The 19,928-nt window shown below is 48.0% G+C and carries 22 protein-coding genes; 8 read left to right on the top strand and 14 right to left on the bottom strand.

The features are described 5' to 3' along the window. Positions 1–89: 89 nt before the first annotated feature. Positions 90–317: a type II toxin-antitoxin system CcdA family antitoxin gene (locus IX31_RS17255; protein WP_241767202.1), complete on the top strand. Its 228-nt coding sequence runs from the start codon at positions 90–92 to the stop codon at positions 315–317. 2 nt (positions 318–319) lie between these two features. Then, entirely contained in the window at positions 320–628 is a 309-nt protein-coding gene (locus tag IX31_RS17250) for a CcdB family protein (RefSeq protein WP_034460595.1), read from the top strand. 33 nt (positions 629–661) lie between these two features. Here the strand turns inward: IX31_RS17250 and IX31_RS17245 are convergent, their stop codons facing one another. The 3 genes from IX31_RS17245 to IX31_RS17235 form a co-directional block, all read right to left on the bottom strand. Then, positions 662–1,987, bottom strand: coding sequence for an MFS transporter (locus tag IX31_RS17245; protein WP_034460593.1), 1,326 nt, complete (start codon positions 1,985–1,987; stop codon positions 662–664). A 329-nt stretch (positions 1,988–2,316) separates the two neighbouring features. Then, positions 2,317–3,327 carry an inner membrane protein YhjD gene (gene yhjD, locus IX31_RS17240; protein WP_034460592.1) on the bottom strand — a complete coding sequence of 337 codons (1,011 nt, stop codon included), beginning with the start codon at positions 3,325–3,327 and terminating at the stop codon, positions 2,317–2,319. A 54-nt stretch (positions 3,328–3,381) separates the two neighbouring features. Further along, a complete protein-coding gene (locus IX31_RS17235; RefSeq protein ID WP_034460591.1) occupies positions 3,382–4,281 on the bottom strand; it encodes a LysR family transcriptional regulator in 900 nt (299 codons plus the stop codon). A gap of 119 nt (positions 4,282–4,400) precedes the next feature. On the opposite strand from IX31_RS17235, the gene IX31_RS17230 reads away from it, so the two are divergent. Together IX31_RS17230 and IX31_RS17225 are read left to right on the top strand one after the other, a co-directional pair. Next, positions 4,401–5,159 (top strand): SDR family NAD(P)-dependent oxidoreductase, encoded by a 759-nt coding sequence (locus IX31_RS17230; protein WP_034460590.1) that lies wholly within the window; start codon positions 4,401–4,403, stop codon positions 5,157–5,159. Positions 5,160–5,334: 175 nt separating this feature from the next. After that, positions 5,335–5,580 carry a YdgH/BhsA/McbA family protein gene (locus tag IX31_RS17225; protein ID WP_034460589.1) on the top strand — a complete coding sequence of 82 codons (246 nt, stop codon included), beginning with the start codon at positions 5,335–5,337 and terminating at the stop codon, positions 5,578–5,580. Positions 5,581–5,620: 40 nt separating this feature from the next. On the opposite strand, the gene IX31_RS17220 is transcribed toward IX31_RS17225, so the two are convergent. From IX31_RS17220 to IX31_RS22505, 3 genes are all read right to left on the bottom strand, one after another. After that, positions 5,621–6,148 carry a GNAT family N-acetyltransferase gene (locus IX31_RS17220; protein ID WP_034460588.1) on the bottom strand — a complete coding sequence of 176 codons (528 nt, stop codon included), beginning with the start codon at positions 6,146–6,148 and terminating at the stop codon, positions 5,621–5,623. A 5-nt stretch (positions 6,149–6,153) separates the two neighbouring features. After that, positions 6,154–6,483, bottom strand: coding sequence for a DHCW motif cupin fold protein (locus IX31_RS17215; RefSeq protein ID WP_034460587.1), 330 nt, complete (start codon positions 6,481–6,483; stop codon positions 6,154–6,156). An 87-nt stretch (positions 6,484–6,570) separates the two neighbouring features. Continuing rightward, positions 6,571–6,744 (bottom strand): DUF1127 domain-containing protein, encoded by a 174-nt coding sequence (locus tag IX31_RS22505; RefSeq protein ID WP_072009474.1) that lies wholly within the window; start codon positions 6,742–6,744, stop codon positions 6,571–6,573. A 177-nt stretch (positions 6,745–6,921) separates the two neighbouring features. Between IX31_RS22505 and IX31_RS17210 the strand changes: the two genes are divergently transcribed. The 3 genes from IX31_RS17210 to IX31_RS17195 all read left to right on the top strand — a co-directional run bounded on the left by IX31_RS17210 (position 6,922) and on the right by IX31_RS17195 (position 11,587). Continuing rightward, positions 6,922–8,340 (top strand): aminotransferase-like domain-containing protein, encoded by a 1,419-nt coding sequence (locus tag IX31_RS17210; protein ID WP_034460586.1) that lies wholly within the window; start codon positions 6,922–6,924, stop codon positions 8,338–8,340. Between the two features lie 112 nt (positions 8,341–8,452). Continuing rightward, the gene (locus IX31_RS17205; protein ID WP_034460585.1) at positions 8,453–10,090 is read left to right on the top strand and encodes an STY4199 family HEPN domain-containing protein; all 1,638 of its coding nucleotides are present in this window, start codon (positions 8,453–8,455) and stop codon (positions 10,088–10,090) included. A 303-nt stretch (positions 10,091–10,393) separates the two neighbouring features. Beyond that, a complete protein-coding gene (locus IX31_RS17195) occupies positions 10,394–11,587 on the top strand; it encodes a hypothetical protein (protein WP_034460582.1) in 1,194 nt (397 codons plus the stop codon). 175 nt (positions 11,588–11,762) lie between these two features. On the opposite strand, the gene IX31_RS17190 is transcribed toward IX31_RS17195, so the two are convergent. The 4 genes from IX31_RS17190 to IX31_RS17175 form a co-directional block, all read right to left on the bottom strand. After that, positions 11,763–13,142: a carbohydrate porin gene (locus tag IX31_RS17190; protein ID WP_034460580.1), complete on the bottom strand. Its 1,380-nt coding sequence runs from the start codon at positions 13,140–13,142 to the stop codon at positions 11,763–11,765. A 184-nt stretch (positions 13,143–13,326) separates the two neighbouring features. Beyond that, the gene (locus IX31_RS17185) at positions 13,327–13,629 is read right to left on the bottom strand and encodes a PTS lactose/cellobiose transporter subunit IIA (RefSeq protein WP_122974050.1); all 303 of its coding nucleotides are present in this window, start codon (positions 13,627–13,629) and stop codon (positions 13,327–13,329) included. A 31-nt stretch (positions 13,630–13,660) separates the two neighbouring features. Further along, positions 13,661–14,986 (bottom strand): PTS sugar transporter subunit IIC, encoded by a 1,326-nt coding sequence (locus tag IX31_RS17180; RefSeq protein ID WP_034460578.1) that lies wholly within the window; start codon positions 14,984–14,986, stop codon positions 13,661–13,663. A gap of 12 nt (positions 14,987–14,998) precedes the next feature. Continuing rightward, the gene (locus tag IX31_RS17175) at positions 14,999–15,313 is read right to left on the bottom strand and encodes a PTS sugar transporter subunit IIB (protein ID WP_034460576.1); all 315 of its coding nucleotides are present in this window, start codon (positions 15,311–15,313) and stop codon (positions 14,999–15,001) included. 295 nt (positions 15,314–15,608) lie between these two features. Between IX31_RS17175 and IX31_RS17170 the strand changes: the two genes are divergently transcribed. Continuing rightward, complete coding sequence (locus tag IX31_RS17170; protein WP_034460574.1) at positions 15,609–16,565, top strand: LacI family DNA-binding transcriptional regulator; 957 nt, start codon at positions 15,609–15,611, stop codon at positions 16,563–16,565. Positions 16,566–16,645: 80 nt separating this feature from the next. Here the strand turns inward: IX31_RS17170 and IX31_RS17165 are convergent, their stop codons facing one another. The 4 genes from IX31_RS17165 to gorA all read right to left on the bottom strand — a co-directional run bounded on the left by IX31_RS17165 (position 16,646) and on the right by gorA (position 19,707). Continuing rightward, the gene (locus IX31_RS17165; protein WP_034460573.1) at positions 16,646–16,978 is read right to left on the bottom strand and encodes a hypothetical protein; all 333 of its coding nucleotides are present in this window, start codon (positions 16,976–16,978) and stop codon (positions 16,646–16,648) included. A 78-nt stretch (positions 16,979–17,056) separates the two neighbouring features. Further along, on the bottom strand, positions 17,057–17,320 hold the full coding sequence (locus IX31_RS17160) for a hypothetical protein (RefSeq protein WP_034460572.1): 264 nt from the start codon (positions 17,318–17,320) through the stop codon (positions 17,057–17,059). 320 nt (positions 17,321–17,640) lie between these two features. Further along, the gene (locus tag IX31_RS17155; RefSeq protein ID WP_034460571.1) at positions 17,641–18,093 is read right to left on the bottom strand and encodes an SgcJ/EcaC family oxidoreductase; all 453 of its coding nucleotides are present in this window, start codon (positions 18,091–18,093) and stop codon (positions 17,641–17,643) included. A 261-nt stretch (positions 18,094–18,354) separates the two neighbouring features. Further along, the gene (gorA, locus tag IX31_RS17150) at positions 18,355–19,707 is read right to left on the bottom strand and encodes a glutathione-disulfide reductase (protein WP_034460569.1); all 1,353 of its coding nucleotides are present in this window, start codon (positions 19,705–19,707) and stop codon (positions 18,355–18,357) included. Positions 19,708–19,928: the final 221 nt, after the last annotated feature.

The raw sequence follows: 19,928 nt of genomic DNA, 5'->3' as shown, positions 1-19,928 counted from the left end.
TTGCTTAAATAACAACCCGCTTATATATTGCATAAAGCACGTGTTGAAAACACGTGCTTTATGCAAGGGGAAACACAATGAGTGTCGCAATGAAAAGTCCGAAGCGTACCGTGAGTGTGACTATAGACGACGAGCTTTATGTTCGCGCTCGTGCTCATGGTCTTAATTTGTCACAACGCCTGAGCGTGGTTATTGCCCAGGACCTTGAGGAAATCGAACGTCAGCAGTGGAAGCAGCGCAACCGTGAGGGGCTTATTGAGCTTAATCGCATCATGGAACAGTGTGGAAACTTCGCGGATGAACATCGGAAGTTCTGACTATGCAATATTACTTTTACCGCAATGGTAGTAATAATAAAAAGTACCCTTATCTAATTGATGTACAAAGTGATCTTATCGACCTGCTGACTACTCGTATCGTTATTCCTTTAGTGCATGCCTCGCAGGCACAAACCCGGTTACCAGAAAGAATTTGTCCCATCGTTGAGGTTGAAGGGGAAGAATTCATCGTGATGACGCATGAAATGGCAAGTGTGGATGCCAGCGTTCTACGAGAAGAAGTGGGTAACGCGATGGCCTGGAGGACGGAGATTAAAGCGGCGATAGATTTTGTTTTTGATGGATTTTAAATAACAGCGCGGTTTCCACCGCGCTGTTTTACGTTAAAGAGACAAATGACGTGTCTCTTTCGATACCAGCAACGCAACCAGCGTAATCGCTGACATCGCTGCAAGATACAGCCCGACGTAGAACAACCCGTAATTTGCCTGCAGCCAGGTCGCGATATACGGTGCCACGGATGCGCCCAGAATCGATGCCACATTATAAGAGAACGATGCCCCGGTATAACGCACTTCGGTCGGGAACAGCTCTGGCAACAGCGCGCCCATTGGGCCGAAGGTTAAACCCATCAGACTCAGACCAATCAGCAGGAATACCATAACCAGTGTCGGGTTACCTGAACCTAAAAGCGGTTGGAACACGGCCAGGGCAAAGATAATCATCAGGCTGGTGATAACAATCATGCACTTACGGCGGCCAAATTTATCAGCCAGATAACCGGCAATCGGCACCATCACACCAAAACCAATTACCGCCATCATCAGCATCCACAACACATCGTTGCGTGAGAAGCCAAGGCCAACAGGCACGGCGGCGGTGCTGAACGTCATGGAGTAGACCGTCATAATGTAGAACAGCGTGTAAGTTGCCAGCATGATAAACGTGCCAATAATCGTCGCTTTCAGGTGCTTGCTCAGCAAAGTGCCGAGCGGCACTTTTACCTGTTTGCCCGCTTTGGCGATTTTGGCGAATACCGGGGTTTCATGCAAAGACACGCGCACATACAGGCCGATAATCACCAGCACCGCTGAAAGAATAAAGGGTACGCGCCAGCCCCAGCTCATGAACTGTTCGTCAGTCAATAACCAGGAAAGCAGCAGGAAGGTGCCGTTGGCAAAAAAGAAGCCAATTGGCGCGCCTAACTGTGGGAACGAACCGTACAGCGCACGTTTGCGCGGTGGTGCGTTCTCGGTCGCCAGCAATGCCGCGCCGCCCCATTCGCCGCCCAGACCCAAACCTTGCCCGAAGCGCGCCAGCGCTAACAGCATGGGAGCCAGCACCCCGATAGTTTCGTAGCTCGGCAGCAGGCCAATCACCACGGTGGAAACACCCATTGTCAGAAGTGATGCCACCAGTGTCACCTTGCGGCCTACACGGTCGCCAAAGTGTCCAAAGAGTGCAGAACCAATTGGGCGTGCAACAAAGGCGATGGCGAACGTGGCCAGCGACTGTAGCGTTGCAGCGGTTGGGTCACCCTGCGGGAAGAAGATGTGCGGGAAAACAATGACCGCCGCAGTGGCGTAAATATAGAAATCAAAGAATTCGATGGCGGTGCCGACAAGCGAGGCAACGACAACTTTTCCGCGTGAGTTGACGGGTGTTGCGTCAGTTTCGGTATTGATTGAATCAGCGATGGTGGCTTGCATAGATTTTTCTTATTTATAGCGAACGAAAGCCATATTACGCATAGCAAAAGGCGCATTTCAACGCACGGTTGCCTGCGTCGCTGTGCGATTAACGAGCAATAAGAGGATAATTTTTAGTCCAGAAAATAAATATCTATGTCGTGCTTCTCATATTTGAAAAATCAGATAATAAAACTGCTTTTAGGTTAAATAAAAGTTACAGGCTGGATTTATGTGCTGTGATTGTGGATTGAGAATACGGTAGGGCGGATAAACGCAGCGCCATCTGCCGCTGTCAGGTGAGATGGCGGATGGCGCTAAAGCTTATCCGCCCTACACTTTTGAGAAGATTATTTATCTGTTTTACCCGGCATTCTCGGGTCATCTTTGTATTGTGCGGTGGCAATCCACGCGGCACAAAACAGCGTCAGGCGGGCGAAGAAATAGAAAAATGCCATAAGTCCTAAAACGGAGCCAAATGCCGCGCCAGATGGCGAACTGACAAGTTTTGGCAGGCTGTAGGTCATGATGATTTTGATAACTTCAAAGCCAATCGCCGCAATGAACGTCCCACGGATCAGCGCTTTTTTGCGCGGGCGGTGGCGCGGCAGACGCCAGAAAATCCAGAAGAATAGCAGGTAGTTAGCAAAAATAGAGATCGCCAACCCGACCAAATGCCAGGCGGGTTTTAACCATTCGATACCGTCGAGATGTAAAAGAGTTATCAGGAATGCCTGGGCTGAACCGGCAACCGACGTGATAGACAGCGTTACAATCAGCGCTACCAACAAACCAATCAGCGACACTAAATCACGCAGATACTTTACCCAGAACTTCTCCTGATCCTGCGGGTTGCGCTCCCATTTATCTCGTGACTGAACACGTACCGCCTCACGCAAGTTCCCCATCCAGTTAATACCGGAATAGAGTGCAATCAGCAGACCGACCAGGCCAACGGTTGTACGCTGTTGCACCGCTGTATTGATAGTGTTCTTCAGCGTGGCGGCAAGTGTTGGTTCGCTAACGTTGGTGAGGATTTTTTCGAAAATCTCCTCGAGCAGTGTGGGGTGTGAGGCGAGGATATAACCGGCGGCGGCAAACGCCACCATCAAAATCGGGATCAGTGACAAGAACGAAAAATAGGTGATGGCTGCGCCAAACTGATTTCCCATGCGGTCGTTAAACCGTTCAGCCGCCCGTATCAGGTGCGCAATAATGGGATTACGTTCGACGCGCTCGACGGTGTTATTCACACTATCGATGGTTTTATTGACCTTCTCGTTACTGGTTTTGATTTTGACTATCGGTTCATAGTCGAGCGTTTCTGTTGGGCGTTTTTCGGTGTTATCCGGCACTGTCATCAGGTTCTTTTCCCTATAGGTGTGGCAGGAGCTTAAAAAAATTATAGCCTGGTGCTAGTCCACGTACCCTTTAACTAGCCCCGTCAGCCACTCCATAAACAGATGAACCCGGCGCGAAAGGTTGCGGCGATGTGGATACAGCAGGGAAACCGGCATCGGTTCGGCGCGATATTGCGGCAGGATCTCAACCAGTTTTTTACTCTTTAGTAACTCTTTAACGCCGATACGAGGCACCTGGATAATACCAAGGCCCGCAAGGCATGCCGCCTGATACGTTTCGGTGCTATTTACTGTTATCACGCCACCCGTTTTTATCCAGCGCGTGTTTTTATCTTCCAGGATTTCAAACCCTTGTGGGCGGTTGCCGAGATTGAGTGCGTAATGCACTACAGCGTGAGAAGCGAGATCGTCAAGATTCTCCGGATAACCGAAGCGCGCCAGATAATCGGGGCTGGCACAGTTAATTAAAGTCAGTTTCCCTAGCGGTCGCGCCACCAGTCCTGAATCTTTAAGCTGCCCAACACGTATAACGCAATCGAATCCTTCGCGTACTACATCGACCATGCGATCGCTGCTACTTAATTCCAGCTCAATACCTGGATATTGCTGCAAGAAAGCGGGCAGTTTGGGAATAACTAAATTTTTAGCCACGCCGACCGGCATATCCACGCGCAAACGCCCGCTGACACTTTTGGGATCGTGTAAAAAAAGCCCATCTAATTCGTCCAGGTTTGCGAGTAAATCCCGGCAGCGTTCGTAATAGACCATTCCATCCTGGGTGAGTTGTACCCGACGCGTGGTGCGATGCAATAGCCTTGTTCCCAGCCCCCCCTCCAGCGCCTGAATCTGACGCGATACGCTACCTTTAGGTAGGCCCAGAGAATCGGCTGCGCGAGTAAAACTCTCCAGTTCAGCCACTCTAATGAATAGCTGCATTGCTTGTATTTTATCCACTATTTTTCCTTATTGTTGTTGTGGGTGAAACAGTGATTCGCAATTGGCACTCTTTATTGATTTTGTAGCAGCTAATAAGCTTTATCTCAATCACCTGTCAGTCATCAAAGGGGCAAATCATGAGTCAAACAATCGCATTAGTGACCGGCGGTAGCCGTGGATTAGGTAAAAACGCAGCATTGAAGCTGGCAGCGCGTGGCGTGAATATTATTCTGACCTACAACAGCAAGCAGCAAGAGGCGCTAAATGTTGTTCGTGAAATTGAGCTAATTGGCGTAAAAGCCGTGGCAATTCAATTGAATGTCGCAGAAAGTGCAGAGTTCTCCACCTTTGCGAAAGAAGTAAAGCAACAACTACATGACGTATGGCAGCGTGATTCGTTTGATTATTTATTGAACAATGCTGGAACAGGTCTGGATGCGCTGTTCGAAAAAACAACAGAGCAACAGTTTGACGATTTAATGAACATCCATTTGAAGGGGCCATTCTTCCTGACTCAGCACTTGCTGCCATTGATTAAAAACGGTGGGCGTATCCTGAACGTCTCTACTGGCCTGACGCGTTTTGCGCTACCAGGCAAAGCGGCTTATGCCGCTATGAAAGGGGCGATGGAAGTGCTGACGAAGTACCAGGCCAAAGAGTTGGGCGCGCGAGGGATCTCGGTGAACATTATCGCGCCGGGCGCGATTGCGACTGATTTCGGCGGTGGCGTAGTGCGTGATAACGAACAGGTGGCGAAAGCCATTGCGGCACAAACCGCTTTAGGGCGTGTCGGGCAGCCGGATGACATTGGTGATGCAATTGCTGTGCTGCTCAGTGATGAAAGCCGCTGGATGAATGCGCAGCGCATTGAAGTTTCCGGTGGGATGTTCTTATAAGAAAGGGTATATGCGAGGGTGAAATTTACTTCACCCTCCGTCGTTAAATGTTTGTCAAAAATATTGAATGATATGAGCGAATCATTCCACTATCACCATTTATGCTACGGCACTATTCTTATCACATCGAAAGCGAACAAGCTTTCTCACTTAAACAAGCTCAAGGATATACATCATGAAAAGCATCAAATATTTTGCCGTAGTTATGACCATGGCTGCTTCATTCTCAAGTTTCGCTGCAACCACTCAATCGGTTGAAAGCCAAAAAATCGGTACAGTTTCAGTGAGCGGTGCTGCGAATATCGATAGCCTACAGGCACAACTGCAAGCAAAAGCTGAGCAGGCTGGTGCCAAATCAATCCGCATCATTTCTGCTGGTGGCGATAACAAAGTGTTTGGTGTTGCCGAGATGTATAACTAAGAATTCACGCTGTATGGGCCGCCGTTGTGCGGCCCGTGTTTTATCTGAACTCGCTGCGTAACAAACCAAATATCCAGTCATCCTGCCAGGTTCCAGCAAGAAAATAGTTTTCTCGCAGTACCCCTTCCGACTGAAAACCGGCTTTCTCCAGGACTTTTTTCGAACCGATATTCCCGACAGTTACTGTTGCTGTCAGTTTGCGGATCGCGCATTTCTCAAAGGCAAATTTGCACACGGCATGAAGCGATTCATAACCGTAGCCTTGCGCATGAAATACCGGATCGAGAATAAAGCCCACTTCTGCCATGTCCTCATCACCACGCACAAACCCAGTAAAACCAATAGGTGTGCCGTTATGTTTGTCGCGCATAACCAGGCAAAGCCAGTGCCGACTTTGTGTTTCCCAGCGAACAAGGCGGGAATTAAAAATCTGGCGAACTTCAGCCTCTCGTCGTTCATCGGAAACATAACGCATCACGTCTGGATCTTGCTGTAAGCGCAAAAAGAACGGCCATTCTTGTTCGGTAATTTGGGTTAAGTGCAGCCTTGAAGTCACAAGTGGGAACATGGTTTTTAATCCACGATAAAGAGAGTTGCGCCAATAGCGGTGGAGGAACGATGCGGTTCAGCATTATCGGCGACCTGATAACTCATTCCCGGCTTTAACGTAAATATGCGCCCATCTTCCAGCTCAGTTTGTAATTCCCCAGCCAGACAAAACAGGATGTGCCCTTTCTGGCACCAGTGGTCTGCGAGATATCCGGCGCTGTATTCCACCATCCGAACACGGATTTCCCCGAATTGTTGAGTGCGCCAGAACGCTTTGCCGGTGATGCCCGGATGTTCTGTGGCGCTGAGTGTCGCCCAGTCGGTGGTATTAAACGGCAGGTCGTTAATACGCATTCTTATCCCTTATTATTTTTTTGCAGGTCCTTTAATAGATATCAGCAAAAAAATAACGGCGCCATAGTTATGCGCCGTTATGAAGGGTTACTTCCAGCGGGATAAATCATCACATGTCAGCCCAATATCTCGTAATTGTTCCTTGTTCAATCCTTGCAACGTGCGTGCTGTCTGATGATTTAGCCATCTCTGGCGCAAATAACGGTAAATCATCACAAAGCCATAAAACGGTTTGTGCGGACGGTTCTCTTCATAGCCCATGATCTTGCTCCTCATCGTGTTGACGAGGTCTATCATGCGCCGTCATACAGATTGCAGGCAGACTCAAAAATAACTTTTATTTAACATACAGACGCGCTAAAACAAGATCTGAATGGTGGTTTTGCCATAATTCTGTACTGCTTTTTCTGTCTGTATGGTGAATTAAGAGGATACAGCATGACGCGTTACCAACACCTTGCCACTTTGCTGGCAGAACGCATTGAACAAGGCTTGTATCGCAGTGGTGAACGCCTGCCTTCGGTGCGTAACCTGAGTAGTGAACACGGCGTCAGTATCAGCACCGTACAGCAGGCCTATCATATTCTTGAAGACCGCCAGCTTATCTCCCCGCAGCCGCGCTCTGGCTACTTTGTGACACCGCAAAAATCTCAGCCTCCAGTGCCCGCCCTGACACGCCCGGCGCAGCGCCCGGTCGAAATTACCCAATGGGATGCGGTGCTTGAACAGTTAACCGGAAGAGAAGATAGCGGAAGCATCGCTTTTGGCAGTGGTTTTCCGGATGTCACCCAGGCAACGATTAAACCGCTGTGGCGTGAAATGAGCCGCATTGTGCAGCATCAGGAGCCCGAAATTTTGGGTTATGACTGCATTAACGGTAAGCAGGTGCTGCGCGAACAAATTGCCCGTTTGATGCTCGACAGCGGCTGTGTTGTTACACCAGACGATATTGTGGTGACCACCGGTTGCCATGAAGCGTTGTCGATTGCGATTCGTGCCGTGTGTGAGGCAGGAGATATAGTGGCGGTTGAATCGCCATGCTTCCACGGCACCATGCAAATGCTGCGCGCATTCGGGATTAAAGTGGTTGAAATACCAACGGATTCTGAAACGGGCATCAGTGTGGAAGCATTAGAACTGGCGCTCGAACAGTGGCCGATTAAAGCGGTTATTCTGGTTCCTACCTGTAATAACCCGCTCGGTTTTATCATGCCAGATGCACGGAAAAAAGCGGTGCTGAACCTCGCTCAACGCTTTGATATCGCCATTATTGAAGACGATGTGTATGGCGAACTGGCGTATGAATACCCGCGCCCGATGACGATTAAATCGCTGGATGTTGATGGGCGAGTGCTGTTGTGCAGCTCATTTTCAAAAACGCTGGCACCGGGACTGCGCGTGGGTTGGATTGTGCCGGGGCGCTATTTCGACCGCGCCATGCATATGAAGTACATCGTGACCGGCAGCAGTACCACTTTTACGCAAATGGCGGTCGCGGAGTTTGTGCGTAACGGCCATTACCATCGCCACCTGCGGCGCATGCGTCAGCACTATCAGCGCAACCTGGATGTATTCACCTGCTGGGTGCGCCACTATTTCCCATGTGGAATCTGTGTTTCTCGGCCACAGGGCGGTTTTCTGATGTGGATTGAGTTGCCTGAGCATATTGATATCGTGCCGATCAGCGAAACGCTGCGTCAGCACAATATCCGCATTGCGGTGGGGTCTTTGCTTTCTGCTTCCGGAAAATATCGCAACTGTATGCGCCTGAATTATGCGCTGCCGTTCAATGCCGAGACTGAAACCGCACTGCGTAATATGGGCGAGGTCATCGGCCATATTTTTGAAAATGGTTAATTTTCCTACTCTTTTACAGCCATAGACTGTTACCCACCTGAGATAAAATTGTGCGTCATGGCGTTGTGTACCCATGCCAGGCGTACATGCTTTTTTAATTGAAAGGAAGATCATGACCAGCGCTGCACAGTTGCTGATGCGGGAAAAGTTCGAGACATGCCTGAGTGTGATTCGCCAGGCGTCATTGCAAATCCTGCCACTTCTCACCATCAAAGCCAGTGAAGGCAAGGATCCGCAATGGTTTTTTCAACAGCTTGAGCAAGCCCGCCTGGCGCTGGGAAGTTGGATGGCGGTGGCAAAACGATTAAATCTTAATGATGCTGAGATTTCACATTTCACGCTGTTGCTAAGGCATCTACAGCAACTGGTGCCGCAGTATGAAAGCGGCCAGGAAGTCAGCCACAACCAACTCATTGCGGCATTGCGCTTTGTGAGTTATCTCGAGCTTGTGCGTGCAAAGCAGCCTTTGCTTGGCTACTCCACAGAAATCGAAAATAATGATAATACTCAGCAATATAAAGCGACACGCCAGATGCGCGCGTTGGAGTTGATGCTTAAAGGTCTGGTTGATCAAAGCTATGCCAGCCAATCACAGTTGGTACATAAGCTGAAAAAGCAGTTTGGTGCTGATTGTGTCCGTCGTTGGTTGAAAAATGGCGAACGTGGCGATGTGCTAAGTGGTATGCGCTTTAGCGAGTTGGCCTTGATGGTGGTCGATAAAAAAGAGTACGCGAACCATTACGCCGGGCTATTTCAGCACTCTTCGCACCTGAGCTTACTGATTGATCAGCGCAAGACACTGCAAACGTTTCTCAATGATGTGCGTGAAATTCGCAATGATCTGGTTCAACAGCAACCCCTCACTTCCGTACAACTCACCTTGCTCGACAGTTACTATCAGGAAAGTAGCGACACCATTCAGCGCGCATTCGATGAGGGACGAACGAAGGTGAACCCGGCGATGCTTCTGGCAGCCGATGATTCACAATTACAAGCCTGGCTTATGCAGGCACAGAAAAAATACCAGGCAACCGGACGCGATACCGAAGAGGTGCGCGACGCTATCGAACGGCCTGAGTTGCGTAATACCAAAAGAAAGCAGGACTCCGGCGAAACGTTATTGATGCTGATGTGGTGCGTGGCGGGAGTGGCAGTGATTAGCGCCGCCATCTTTGGTATGTACTTTCTGAGTGATGTCACCAATAAACCTGCCGCTGCGAAAAATACGCCAGTCAAAGTCACCATGATCGATTCTCTCCCGGAAACCGAAAGCGCGCGCGAAAAGCTGGCGGATATCGGAATCACATGGGATGAAGGCAACTTACGCTCGGCAATCGAACGCGGCGATACCACGGTGGTAAGGCTGTTTATGCAAGGGGGAATGAACTGGAAAGTCTATTTCACTGAAACTGCATTAGCGGGCGATTACCGCGACGCGCTCAATACGTTGCTGCAGTACCGTTCGCAGATGGATGAAGACCGACCATGCCGACGCATGATCAGAACCATGAGTCAGGCGATGCATGACGGGCAAAGTCTGACCTCACTGCGCAAACAGTTTTTGAAAACCTTTTGCAGCGCGCCGGATGCTATCAAGCGGCAAAAAGAGGAGTTGGAAAGAGCGCTGCTTCGCAAGGCTGCCGGGCAAAAGCGTCAGGATGGAGCCAAAGATCAGGGCATACAGGCTGAAGTAGTAAGCTCGGATGAGGCTCGAATTCAACAGGCAATATACAGCGCGATGCGCAGCTAAACTTTTCGAAAATGGGTGTATTGGCTACGTCTATTCATCCTCTGGCCTCGTCCCTTCGGGGTCAGCGCAAGCGCCGTTCAAAATGCCAAAGATTTTTCCGGCAGCTTGAAGTATGAAGGTATATAAGTGAATAAATGTACGGAAAAATATATTTGGTATCAGGAGTGAGATTTTAATACTAAAAAGAGTAAGTTTCTCAAATACAATCGAGATGGTTCTATAATAAGCTGTGAGCCTGAAAATATTATAATGATACACATTTTCTATTAGCGGTTTCACTAATTATCTCTCCCGGTATTGTCTATGCATAAATACGTAATATTCCTTCTGGCTATTATTTGCTGTGGAACACAAGTCTACGCTGCTGAGATTACTTGTTGGAAAGGAAAAGCTCCCATCTCTATAGCGCTGCCTTACTCTGAAACAAGCGACAGGACGATTGTTGGTGAAAAACTATTTACTAAGATTTATACCTATACTTCGATAAATGTCGGGGGAGTTACGCTTGGGTGTGATAAAGGGCCATGGAGTGTGGTTTATTATGCGATACCTGTTAATGGCAAAGAGCCGATTAGACATTCGGATGATGGCATTGATTATTTAATTTTCCCAACATCAGTGAGTGGGATTGGTATGTCATTTAATGACATATTATGGGGTCGAGACCCAACCCCAACCCCCTCGCTCAATGCCATTTCACCTGATATTCGCCGTACTTACCCAGGGTCGGCAACGACCACGGAATGGTCAACACCAATGGTTACAATATGGCGAATTCCTGGCCCGTTAGGGGATGTCAACAGCAATGGGGTTCTGGCATTTACGGGGCCAAGTTATGTGCAGGCTAATATGGTTTATCCGCCGAACACAATAAGTCCCAAATCTCAGGCAGGCACTGGCCCGGCACCACTTCCTAATAGTTGGACGGCAAGCTTTACTTCAATCACTGGTGGGTTAAATCTTTTTCCTGCTACCTGTACTTTCGCCAATGTAAACGTGTACTTGGGTAACTATAACCACGGAGCAATTCCTGACCCGGCTTCTTCATGGGTAGATGCAAGCTTCACATTAAGATGTCCGCAAGCATGGGGGAGCGGGATCATAGCCAAAGCTGGCAATAATGGGATTGGTATGAGATCGGTCGCGATAAAAAACAGCGGGCTAAATATTAAAGTTGTTCCCAGGACTGAAATTAAAGACAGTATCAAAGGGGTTATTGCATTAGATGGAACAGGGGCAAAGGGTTATGGCGTTCAACTGGCTTGGGGAGATGCGTCAACTCAGCCGCGAGGTGAGGGTATACCTGCTAAGCCGGTAGTATTTAATACCACTCTGGCTGCCGAAACAATTTCGAGCTATGAATCCCGAAGTTATAATTTAGGCGAGAATGTGACTCAACACATAAAAATGGCTGCACGTTTTTTCCGCCTTAATAATGAAGCAGTCGAGTTTGGACCTGCAAATGCAGCTGTAGAGATAATTGCCAACTATGATTAATAAGCCTGGTACTCACAGAGGTCAGGCTTATTTATATCTGAAAATACCCGTCATACTTCCAGTTGTTGATGCGTTGGCTGCTCGTCTTCGCCCAAGTCACCGAATTATTTTGGGTATAAACACCACCTGCAATACAGGTGGTGTTTTACTCCTGTCAGATATGGTGTAGGTCAGATCACCACCAGGCTTCCCACATAGCGCCCACGTTAAACGAATCAAGCTGTGTATTATCTTCGCCTGCCACGCGCGTGGTGTGGTTGTTTTCCACCTGCCCACCCGTTACATAGAAGCGCAGCATTGGGCGGAACTCTGGCCCCATGGCAATTGAAATGTTCTGGGAAAGCGTCAGCTTCCAGCCTTTGTTATCGCCATCATTCTCATAATCTACGCGCTGATAACCTGCTTCAAGCCACGTTGAATGTATGTCGTTCCAGAAGTACATCGGGCGAACGATAGCACCATAGTTGCGGCGGTTATCCTGTGTTTGCTCGTCATTATCGTAATCATGGAAGGCCAACAGATATTCCACCTGTGCTTGCGGGGTGAACTTATAGTTCCCTTCGAAGCTGGTATAAACTGTGTGCAAGCCATTGGTTTTGTTGTAAACGCTGTTATCAGAGTGGTCAGAATAACGCGCGATAATTTTGTTCAGACTATTTTCACCGGTATGGCTCAAAACGACCGCAGCCTGCCAGGCTTTGGAGCGCTCGTCACTGTCGATTGCTTTAGAGTCGAAGCCATAGTTGGCGTACAGCTCGAAATCGATTGGGCCGAATTTAATGCCGTGCAGTTTTGACGTTGCTGCGTAATTACCTTTATCTCCAGTACCGGAGCCGCCAGTACAAGAGATGCGCGACGGGTTACCGCCGTCTTCGATCATTTCCGGGTTACATTGCTCAACCGAAGCGACCGTTGCCAGGTCTAACTGCGCGAAGCCAAGATCGAAGTTTTTCACCCCTGCGCCTTGCCCGTCATGGTTCATCCAAAAGTAATCGTTGATGCCTTGTTGTGGGCGCTGATGGAAGTCACGACCGGCCCAGAAATAGGCGTTCGGCTGTGACTCAAATAGGTTGGTGACACCTGCATACGCTTTTTTCAGGTTAACTTCATCGCCCCAGTGGTCAATCATCACGCCCACATCCCAAATGGCGCCAGCTTCACTTTTAAAGGCTTTGGTAAGCTGGAATTCGCCACCGTTTCCTTCGTTACCTAAACGGCCAATTGCGGAAGAACCGTTATATGAGCCGTCAACGCCAATGTATTTTTGATCGCCTGCCTGGAAATGAGCCCCGTAGCGCGCATAACCGGTAAATTTAAGCCCTAATGGAATAGAAAGGTCCGGCGTGGTTGGCACTTGTGGTGTTACCAGAGGATCATTTTTTTTAGCACGTGCGGCATCAAATTTGGCTTCACGGTCTGCTAGTGCTTTATCAACGGCCTTTGCCACTATTTGATCGATCTGTTCTTGAGTCATTGGTTCTTGTGCGAGTACAGAAATCGGGCAAAGCGCGGCGATGACCGCCATTGTTAATGGAAGCTGTTTAATTAATTTCATTATAATCTCAATTTAGTAATTTATTTTTCAGACAATAAACATCCTGCTCATAATTAATAGAGGTGACTCTATAGCCAGAGCATATTTATATTTTTATACTTTCATCGGATTGGATTTAATTAAAATTATTTACGTAATTATTTCTCCGTGCCAGAGGTTAAATATTTTAGTTTTTACGTAATGCTTAACGTTGATAAAGATGAATGATTTCGCTTGATAATTCACGAGCTAACATTGACGTCATTAAATGGTCCTGAGCGTGCACCATAATTAGCGTCATCGGTTGTTTGGCTTCACCTGCATCTTGCTCAATCAATTTGGTCTGCATTTTATGCGCTTCACGCGCGTAACCATCCGCTTCCTGTAATAGAAGTTTGGCCTCTTCGATATTTCCCTGACGTGCACAATGCAGTGCTTCAAAACAAAGGCTACGTGACTGCCCCGCATTCATAATAATTTCCATTACTGCTTCTTCTAATTCGATCATCATTTTTCCCAGATTTATTTGTCGGCGATTCTTAATTGCTGATAGCCGTTTCTGTCAGAGGAGAACGCGTTTCATTTTCTACAGCTGTTTTCTGCAATGAACGCTCATAAGCGCGCAGGAATGGCAAATAAATCACGGTGGCAACCATCATACAAATCAGGCACATCACCACCGGGCTAAAGGCCCAGTTTGTTGCCCATGAAGCGCCAATGGGAGCAGGTGTAGTCCATGGAGTTAATGAAACCACTTGTGCAAGCCAACCCAGTTTAGTGGCGGTATAAGCCAGAACGGCGTTAACCATTGGTACGCAGATAAATGGAATGAATAACAACGGGTTCATGATAATTGGTGCGCCGAACAGAATCGGTTCGTTGATATTAAAGAAGCTTGGCACGATGCCCATTTTACCGATGGTGCGTAAGTGGGTGACTTTGCTGCGCAGTAATAAGAAAGCTAACGGCAAAGTGGAACCTACGCCGCCAATCAATAAATAGTGGTCCCAGAAACCTTGCAGATAAATGTGTGGTAACGCAGCACCAGCGGCAAGAGCAGTCTGGTTTGCAGCAAGGTTTGTCATCCAGAATGGACTCATGATGCCGGTAACAATCAGCGAGCCATGGATGCCAGAGAACCAGAAAATCTGGCACAGCAGAACAGACAACAAAATAGCAGGCAAGGAATCTGATGCAGAAACCAGCGGTTCCAGCAGGTGCATAATCGCTTGCGGCATAATCATGCCCGTTTGCGCTTCGATGAATAAATTCAGCGGGTGCAGCGTGCCGATAATGACAACGACAGGAATCAGAATTTCAAATGAACGCGCAACGCCTGTCGGCACCTCTTTTGGCAGACGAATCGTGACTTTGTGCTCTTTGAGCCATGCGTAAATACGTGTGGAGTAAATGGACGTAATCAACGCGGTGAAAATGCCCTGGCCTGAAAGGTACTGGGTAGAGATTTTTCCATCGGCATAGGGTGCGGAAACCAGCAAAAACGCCATAAAGGCCAGCAAACCGGACATCACAGGGTCGAGATTAAACTGTCGCCCAAGACTTGCGCCAATCCCAACTGAGATGAAGAACGTCATCACCCCCATACTCAGGTTAAAAGGCAACATCAACTGTTCACGGTAAGTCTGTGAAAAATCCAGCCACGCGCGGGCAAAGCCAATGGTGGTATCGGCCGAGAACGGTGGGAAAATAAATACCAGCATAAAGGAGCCGATAATCATAAACGGCAGGGCTGCGGTGAACCCATCACGAATTGCGATTACGTACTTTTGTTGCCCAAGACGGCCTGCCAGCGGGGTGATGGATTGCTCAATCACCGTCACCATTGATTGATATAGCGAACTCATATGAACACCTTTTTAGTGAGCCGCTTCGATAAGCGACAGAGCATAATCCAGCACCTTATCGCCACGCTGCATTCCGTAATCCATCATGTCGATGGCCTGAACGGGAATGCCGTGAGAGGCGGTCTTTTCTGAAAGCGTGCTTAACATATATTTTACTTGCGGTCCGAGCAGCACAACCTGGTAGCGTGGAAACTGCACATCAAACTCAGCAACGCCGTAAGCCTCTATTTCCACAGGCATTCCTCGTTCTTGTGCAGCGGTCAGCATCTTTTTGACTAGCAGGCTGGTGGACATTCCGGCAGAACAACACAACATAATCTTGACCATTAACAATCATCCTCAAAATGTAAATAAAGTATTGCGGAAATGATTTGATACTTTATGGAAACCGTTTTCCATCCGCAGCCAACAGATCTGTGATACTCATCAATATCCAGCGTTTATAGGCGCTGCTTATTGGATCATCATCACAAAATTATCTGGTGAATACTTGGTTTGGACACGAAACGGAAAATCGGTTTCCATAGAAAAGTGAAACGACTATACTTAAAACTGGTTAGAATATGAGCCAGGGCTGTATTCAGGATGACAGGCATGAGTCAGAGCCTGATAAAGGAAAATGATGTCTACAATCAATGATGTATCGCGTTTAGCTGGGGTATCTAAAGCCACAGTATCACGGGTATTGAGTGGATCTCGTGGGGTGAAAGAAGCGAGCCGTCTGGCTGTGCTTAAGGCAGTAGAAGAGCTGCATTACCGGCCAAATGTTATCGCGCAATCCTTACTTAGCCAGTCAACAGGCTGTATTGGCGTGATTTGTGCGCAGGACAATATAAACCAAACCACGGGTTACCTGTATGCGCTGGAGAAACACCTTAGCCAGCATCAAAAGCATCTGTTGTTGCGTTTTGCCAACAGCAAAACAGAGGTTATGCACGCGCTTGAGGAACTGACCTGTGGCCTGTGCGATGACGTACTGATTATTGGTGCGCGTTTCCCGCTGAATATCAGCCAGGAAAACGTCGTTCTGGTTGACTGTGTGGATGTCGATTCCAGCAACAGCATTCAGTTTGATCATGCATTCGCTGCGGAAACTGCATGTAATTATCTGATAAAACAGGGAAGAAGGCAGATTGCCGTTATTAACCCCGACTCATGCGGTTCTGTTGACCAGGTTTTGTTAGGTTACAAACGCGCCCTGGAAAACAATTTCCTGCCGTTTAACCGCAACCTGATTTTTATGGACTCAACCTCTTCATCTGTTGCGCTGCAAGTGCTGCTAAACAACAGTACTACACTGAATTTCAACGCGTTACTCGTGGCCGATGAGCAGGAAGCGCAGCGCATCATTCCGCAATTGCAGGCGTTTAATAAATCCGTTCCGCAAGACATTATGGTGTTCAGCCTCGCCGGGTCGCTGCATTTGCCGGGTATTCCAACTATTCCGGCCATTGAGTATTCCATGGACGCGATGGCAGCAAGAATCGTGGCGTGGCTGACGGAGAAAACCAAAAGTGCGTTGGGTTCAAATGTATTGCGTGGGGATCTGATCATTCCTGATATGGCGGGTAGGAAGTAACTTTCTGGAAAGACCTGAAACTAAAAAACCCGGCATCTCACGACGCCGGGTTTTTTGAATATTCTCAGACAAACAGTGGATTAATGCGTCGCTTCGCCAATAAGAGCACCACCGCCTGCGCCCACAGCTGCTCCTTTCAAAACGCTTTTGCCCGTGGCCGCCGCCGCAACGCCGCCAACAGCGGCACCAATCGCACCGCCTTTGCGAGCAGCTTTACCGGTGTCACCGTGTTTAAACATGGCTCCGGTACCGCCACCGATGACTGCACCACCCACCGTACTTTTCACGTCTTTGCCTGTTGCCGCACCAATTGCAGCACCAGCTAATGCACCGCCAGATGTTTTATCAATAGCAAATACATTGCCTGAAAACGCGAGAGTTAAAAGTAACAAACCTGGGATATATTTTTTCAAAAAAGAGTCCTCCTGGACATAAAGATACGCAATGTTTGCGTCTGACAATTATTCTATTCTGAATGGCTAACGATCTGCTTAATATTTAATATCACGCGCTTCTTCACGGCCATTCTGTTTATTCTGACGTTTGTCCTGGCGGCAATCGTGATTGCTTTTATCATTACTGGTAACGCATTCACGCTTCTCGTGGCGTGAATCCTCACGAGTATCCTGGCGAGTGTCGCGCGCTTCGCGGCGTTGCTGGCCTTGTTGAGTGGCATTGGCATTGCTGATAGAAAAAGTCGACAGCAGAATTACACCTGCCAGAACACCTAATAGTGTCGATGATTTATTATTCATGAGATAAACCTTAGAGGATGAACAATGCGTGAGATGAATAACTCAATCCAAATGGTCATAAGATTTGTAGTATAGTTCTGCCAATTACGTATAAATGTAAGCAAATAAATTAAATTATTTTTTTCTTTGCACTCTCTTTAATATTGTCTTGCATATATATGAAAACTAATCAGTTAGCATTTTTGATTAATAGAGCTTTATTGCTTTTCTTTCCTGCAAGTTCTGTTCATCTGTCATTATTTTAGAATGTTCATGCAAAGAAGAAGCCCCCGCATAACGGAGGCTTCAACTGAAATACTGGCGGGACTATCTACCCGTTTTTACGCTTCTGGCATTGCAGAAGAGTGGTGGGTAGAGATTTTCCACTCTTTACCATCCCACGCGTAAGTGAAGGTATAACGCGCTGAGACTTTGGACTTATCAGCAAAGGTGAAGGTGTAAGTACCGGCATCTACCGCTTTATTACAGCCCAGTCGTACGGTACGGCTGTCAATTTTGCCAAACGGCTTCTTCTCTAAGAAGTGCTCGAAATAATCAACGCGCTCGGCGTCAGTCAGGCGGACTTTATTCGATACTGTTGGCAGTAATACAGCATCACTTAGATAATTATTTGCTACTTTTTTAGCATCGCCGGTTTGCAGGGAATCGTTCCATTTATCAAACAACCCTTCGATCTGCGCTTTGTCCACTTTGACACAGTCAGGCGCTGTAGTAGCCATTGCAGAGCCTGAAACAAGAAGCAGTGAACCAACAATGCCGAGTACCTTTTTCATTATTATCCCTTTGTTTCCGTTGTGTTTTTCCTGTTAACTAAACTAACAATAATAATGTGGGTATACAATATGATTTATGTATAGTTACATTTAATTACTATAACCTACGTAAATCATTCAAGGGATGGCAAAACCATGGCTGTCGATGACTTCAAACCACAATAAATAAACTTTCCAGGTGGATAATGTTCCTGGAAAAAGCACATAAAAAAACTGACCTGTTACAGTCAGTTTTTTAAGATTCGATTACTTCGGGATTGGCTATCTCATGGTAACGAATTCTTCCGAACCCGTCGGGTGAATCGCCACTGTGTTATCGAAGTCTTTCTTGGTTGCGCCCATCTTCAGTGCAACCGCAAAGCCTTGCAGCATTTCATCCATGCCGTACCCAATGCCGTGAATACCGACGATCTTCTCATCCGGGCCTGCGCAAACTAGCTTCATGCGGCATGGCTGGCGGTGTGAAGTTACTGCGGTATACATCGCGGTGAAGGACGATTTATACACCTTCACGTTGTCGTCGCCGTACTGCTCACGCGCCTGTGGTTCGGTTAAACCAACCGTGCCGATTGGCGGGTGGCTGAACACTACGGTTGGCACGTTGCTATAATCCAGATGCTCATCCGGCTTGTTGTTAAACAGACGCTCAGACAGGCGGCGACCTGCCGCTACGGCGACCGGAGTCAGTTCCACCGCACCGGTGTTGTCGCCCACGGCATAAATACATGGCACGCTGGTGTTCTGGAATTTATCAACTTCGATATAGCCTTTGGCGTTGGTTTTCACACCCGTGACCGCCAGATTGAAGCTGTCTGTTGCTGGTTCGCGGCCAATCGCCCAAATCAGGCAGTCAACCGTTTCAGAACGGCCATCTTCCAGTTGCAGAGTCAGGCTGCCATCAGCATTTTTAACTACGGCTTTTGGAACAGCCTGGGTGTGCAGCGTTGGGCCTTCGGTGTTAATCACTTCCAGCAAGGTTTCGACAATCAGCGGGTCAAAAGTACGCAGTGGTGCATGTTTGCGCACGAAAAGATGGGTTTCTGAACCCAGCGCGTTTACCACACCTGCGATTTCAACCGCGATATAGCCTGCGCCCACGACCGCAATACGTTTTGGCAGAGCAGGGAGTGCGAAGAAACCGTCGGAATCAATACCGTATTCCGCACCAGGAATGGACGGGCGGCTTGGACGGCCACCTGTCGCAATCAGAATGTGGTCAGCCGTGATGGTTTCGCCGTTGACTTCAACGGTGTGCGCGTCGACAAATTTGGCAAAGCCACGGATCACATCAACGTTGTTTTTACCCAGCACGTTGTCATAAGAGGTGTGGATACGGTCGATATACGCGGTACGGCTGGCAATCAGTTTGTCCCAGTCGAATTTATTTACGGTGGTATCAAAACCATAATCCGGGCCGTAGTTGTGAATAGCTTCTGCGATTTGTGCCGCATGCCACATGACCTTCTTCGGTACGCAACCCACGTTGACACAGGTGCCGCCCAACTCTTTTGCCTCAATCAGTGCGCATTTCTTCCCATACATCGCCGCACGGTTAATGGAGGCGATACCGCCGCTGCCGCCGCCAATGGCGAGGTAGTCATAATGTTTGGTCATATACAGGATTCCATGAGTGAGTAAATAATTTGCAGGATTGTAACCCTTTGCTTATCAAACCCGCAAAGGCTGCTTCTATGATTGCGATAGGGCACGACTATAACGCGAACCAGCCAGAATCAGAATATTGCTGCTTCCCGTAGAATGCATAAATATGTATAAAACTTACTCTGAATTGTTGCTGGTACGTCAAGGATGACGATGTTTTATTTTTGCCCTTC

The organism is Buttiauxella noackiae, from assembly GCF_000737905.1.
GTDB lineage: Bacteria > Pseudomonadota > Gammaproteobacteria > Enterobacterales > Enterobacteriaceae > Buttiauxella > Buttiauxella noackiae.
The sequence above is the reverse complement of the archived record's forward strand: the minus strand, read 5'-3'. Positions and strand labels throughout refer to the sequence as shown.

Bases quoted from the DNA above. Each gene is read 5' to 3' on its own strand.
- IX31_RS17185 (WP_122974050.1), bottom strand. From the start codon at position 13,629: ATGATCGAATTAGAAGAAGCAGTAATGGAAATTATTATGAATGCGGGG.
- IX31_RS17255 (WP_241767202.1), top strand. From the start codon at position 90: ATGAAAAGTCCGAAGCGTACCGTGAGTGTGACTATAGACGACGAGCTT.
- IX31_RS17210 (WP_034460586.1), top strand. From the start codon at position 6,922: ATGACGCGTTACCAACACCTTGCCACTTTGCTGGCAGAACGCATTGAA.
- IX31_RS17230 (WP_034460590.1), top strand. From the start codon at position 4,401: ATGAGTCAAACAATCGCATTAGTGACCGGCGGTAGCCGTGGATTAGGT.
- IX31_RS17195 (WP_034460582.1), top strand. From the start codon at position 10,394: ATGCATAAATACGTAATATTCCTTCTGGCTATTATTTGCTGTGGAACA.
- IX31_RS17190 (WP_034460580.1), bottom strand. From the start codon at position 13,142: ATGAAATTAATTAAACAGCTTCCATTAACAATGGCGGTCATCGCCGCG.
- IX31_RS17250 (WP_034460595.1), top strand. From the start codon at position 320: ATGCAATATTACTTTTACCGCAATGGTAGTAATAATAAAAAGTACCCT.
- gorA (WP_034460569.1), bottom strand. From the start codon at position 19,707: ATGACCAAACATTATGACTACCTCGCCATTGGCGGCGGCAGCGGCGGT.
- IX31_RS17180 (WP_034460578.1), bottom strand. From the start codon at position 14,986: ATGAGTTCGCTATATCAATCAATGGTGACGGTGATTGAGCAATCCATC.
- IX31_RS17160 (WP_034460572.1), bottom strand. From the start codon at position 17,320: ATGAATAATAAATCATCGACACTATTAGGTGTTCTGGCAGGTGTAATT.
- IX31_RS17225 (WP_034460589.1), top strand. From the start codon at position 5,335: ATGAAAAGCATCAAATATTTTGCCGTAGTTATGACCATGGCTGCTTCA.
- IX31_RS17170 (WP_034460574.1), top strand. From the start codon at position 15,609: ATGTCTACAATCAATGATGTATCGCGTTTAGCTGGGGTATCTAAAGCC.
- IX31_RS17175 (WP_034460576.1), bottom strand. From the start codon at position 15,313: ATGGTCAAGATTATGTTGTGTTGTTCTGCCGGAATGTCCACCAGCCTG.
- IX31_RS17205 (WP_034460585.1), top strand. From the start codon at position 8,453: ATGACCAGCGCTGCACAGTTGCTGATGCGGGAAAAGTTCGAGACATGC.
- IX31_RS17155 (WP_034460571.1), bottom strand. From the start codon at position 18,093: ATGAAAAAGGTACTCGGCATTGTTGGTTCACTGCTTCTTGTTTCAGGC.
- yhjD (WP_034460592.1), bottom strand. From the start codon at position 3,327: ATGACAGTGCCGGATAACACCGAAAAACGCCCAACAGAAACGCTCGAC.
- IX31_RS17220 (WP_034460588.1), bottom strand. From the start codon at position 6,148: ATGTTCCCACTTGTGACTTCAAGGCTGCACTTAACCCAAATTACCGAA.
- IX31_RS17215 (WP_034460587.1), bottom strand. From the start codon at position 6,483: ATGCGTATTAACGACCTGCCGTTTAATACCACCGACTGGGCGACACTC.
- IX31_RS22505 (WP_072009474.1), bottom strand. From the start codon at position 6,744: ATGGGCTATGAAGAGAACCGTCCGCACAAACCGTTTTATGGCTTTGTG.
- IX31_RS17245 (WP_034460593.1), bottom strand. From the start codon at position 1,987: ATGCAAGCCACCATCGCTGATTCAATCAATACCGAAACTGACGCAACA.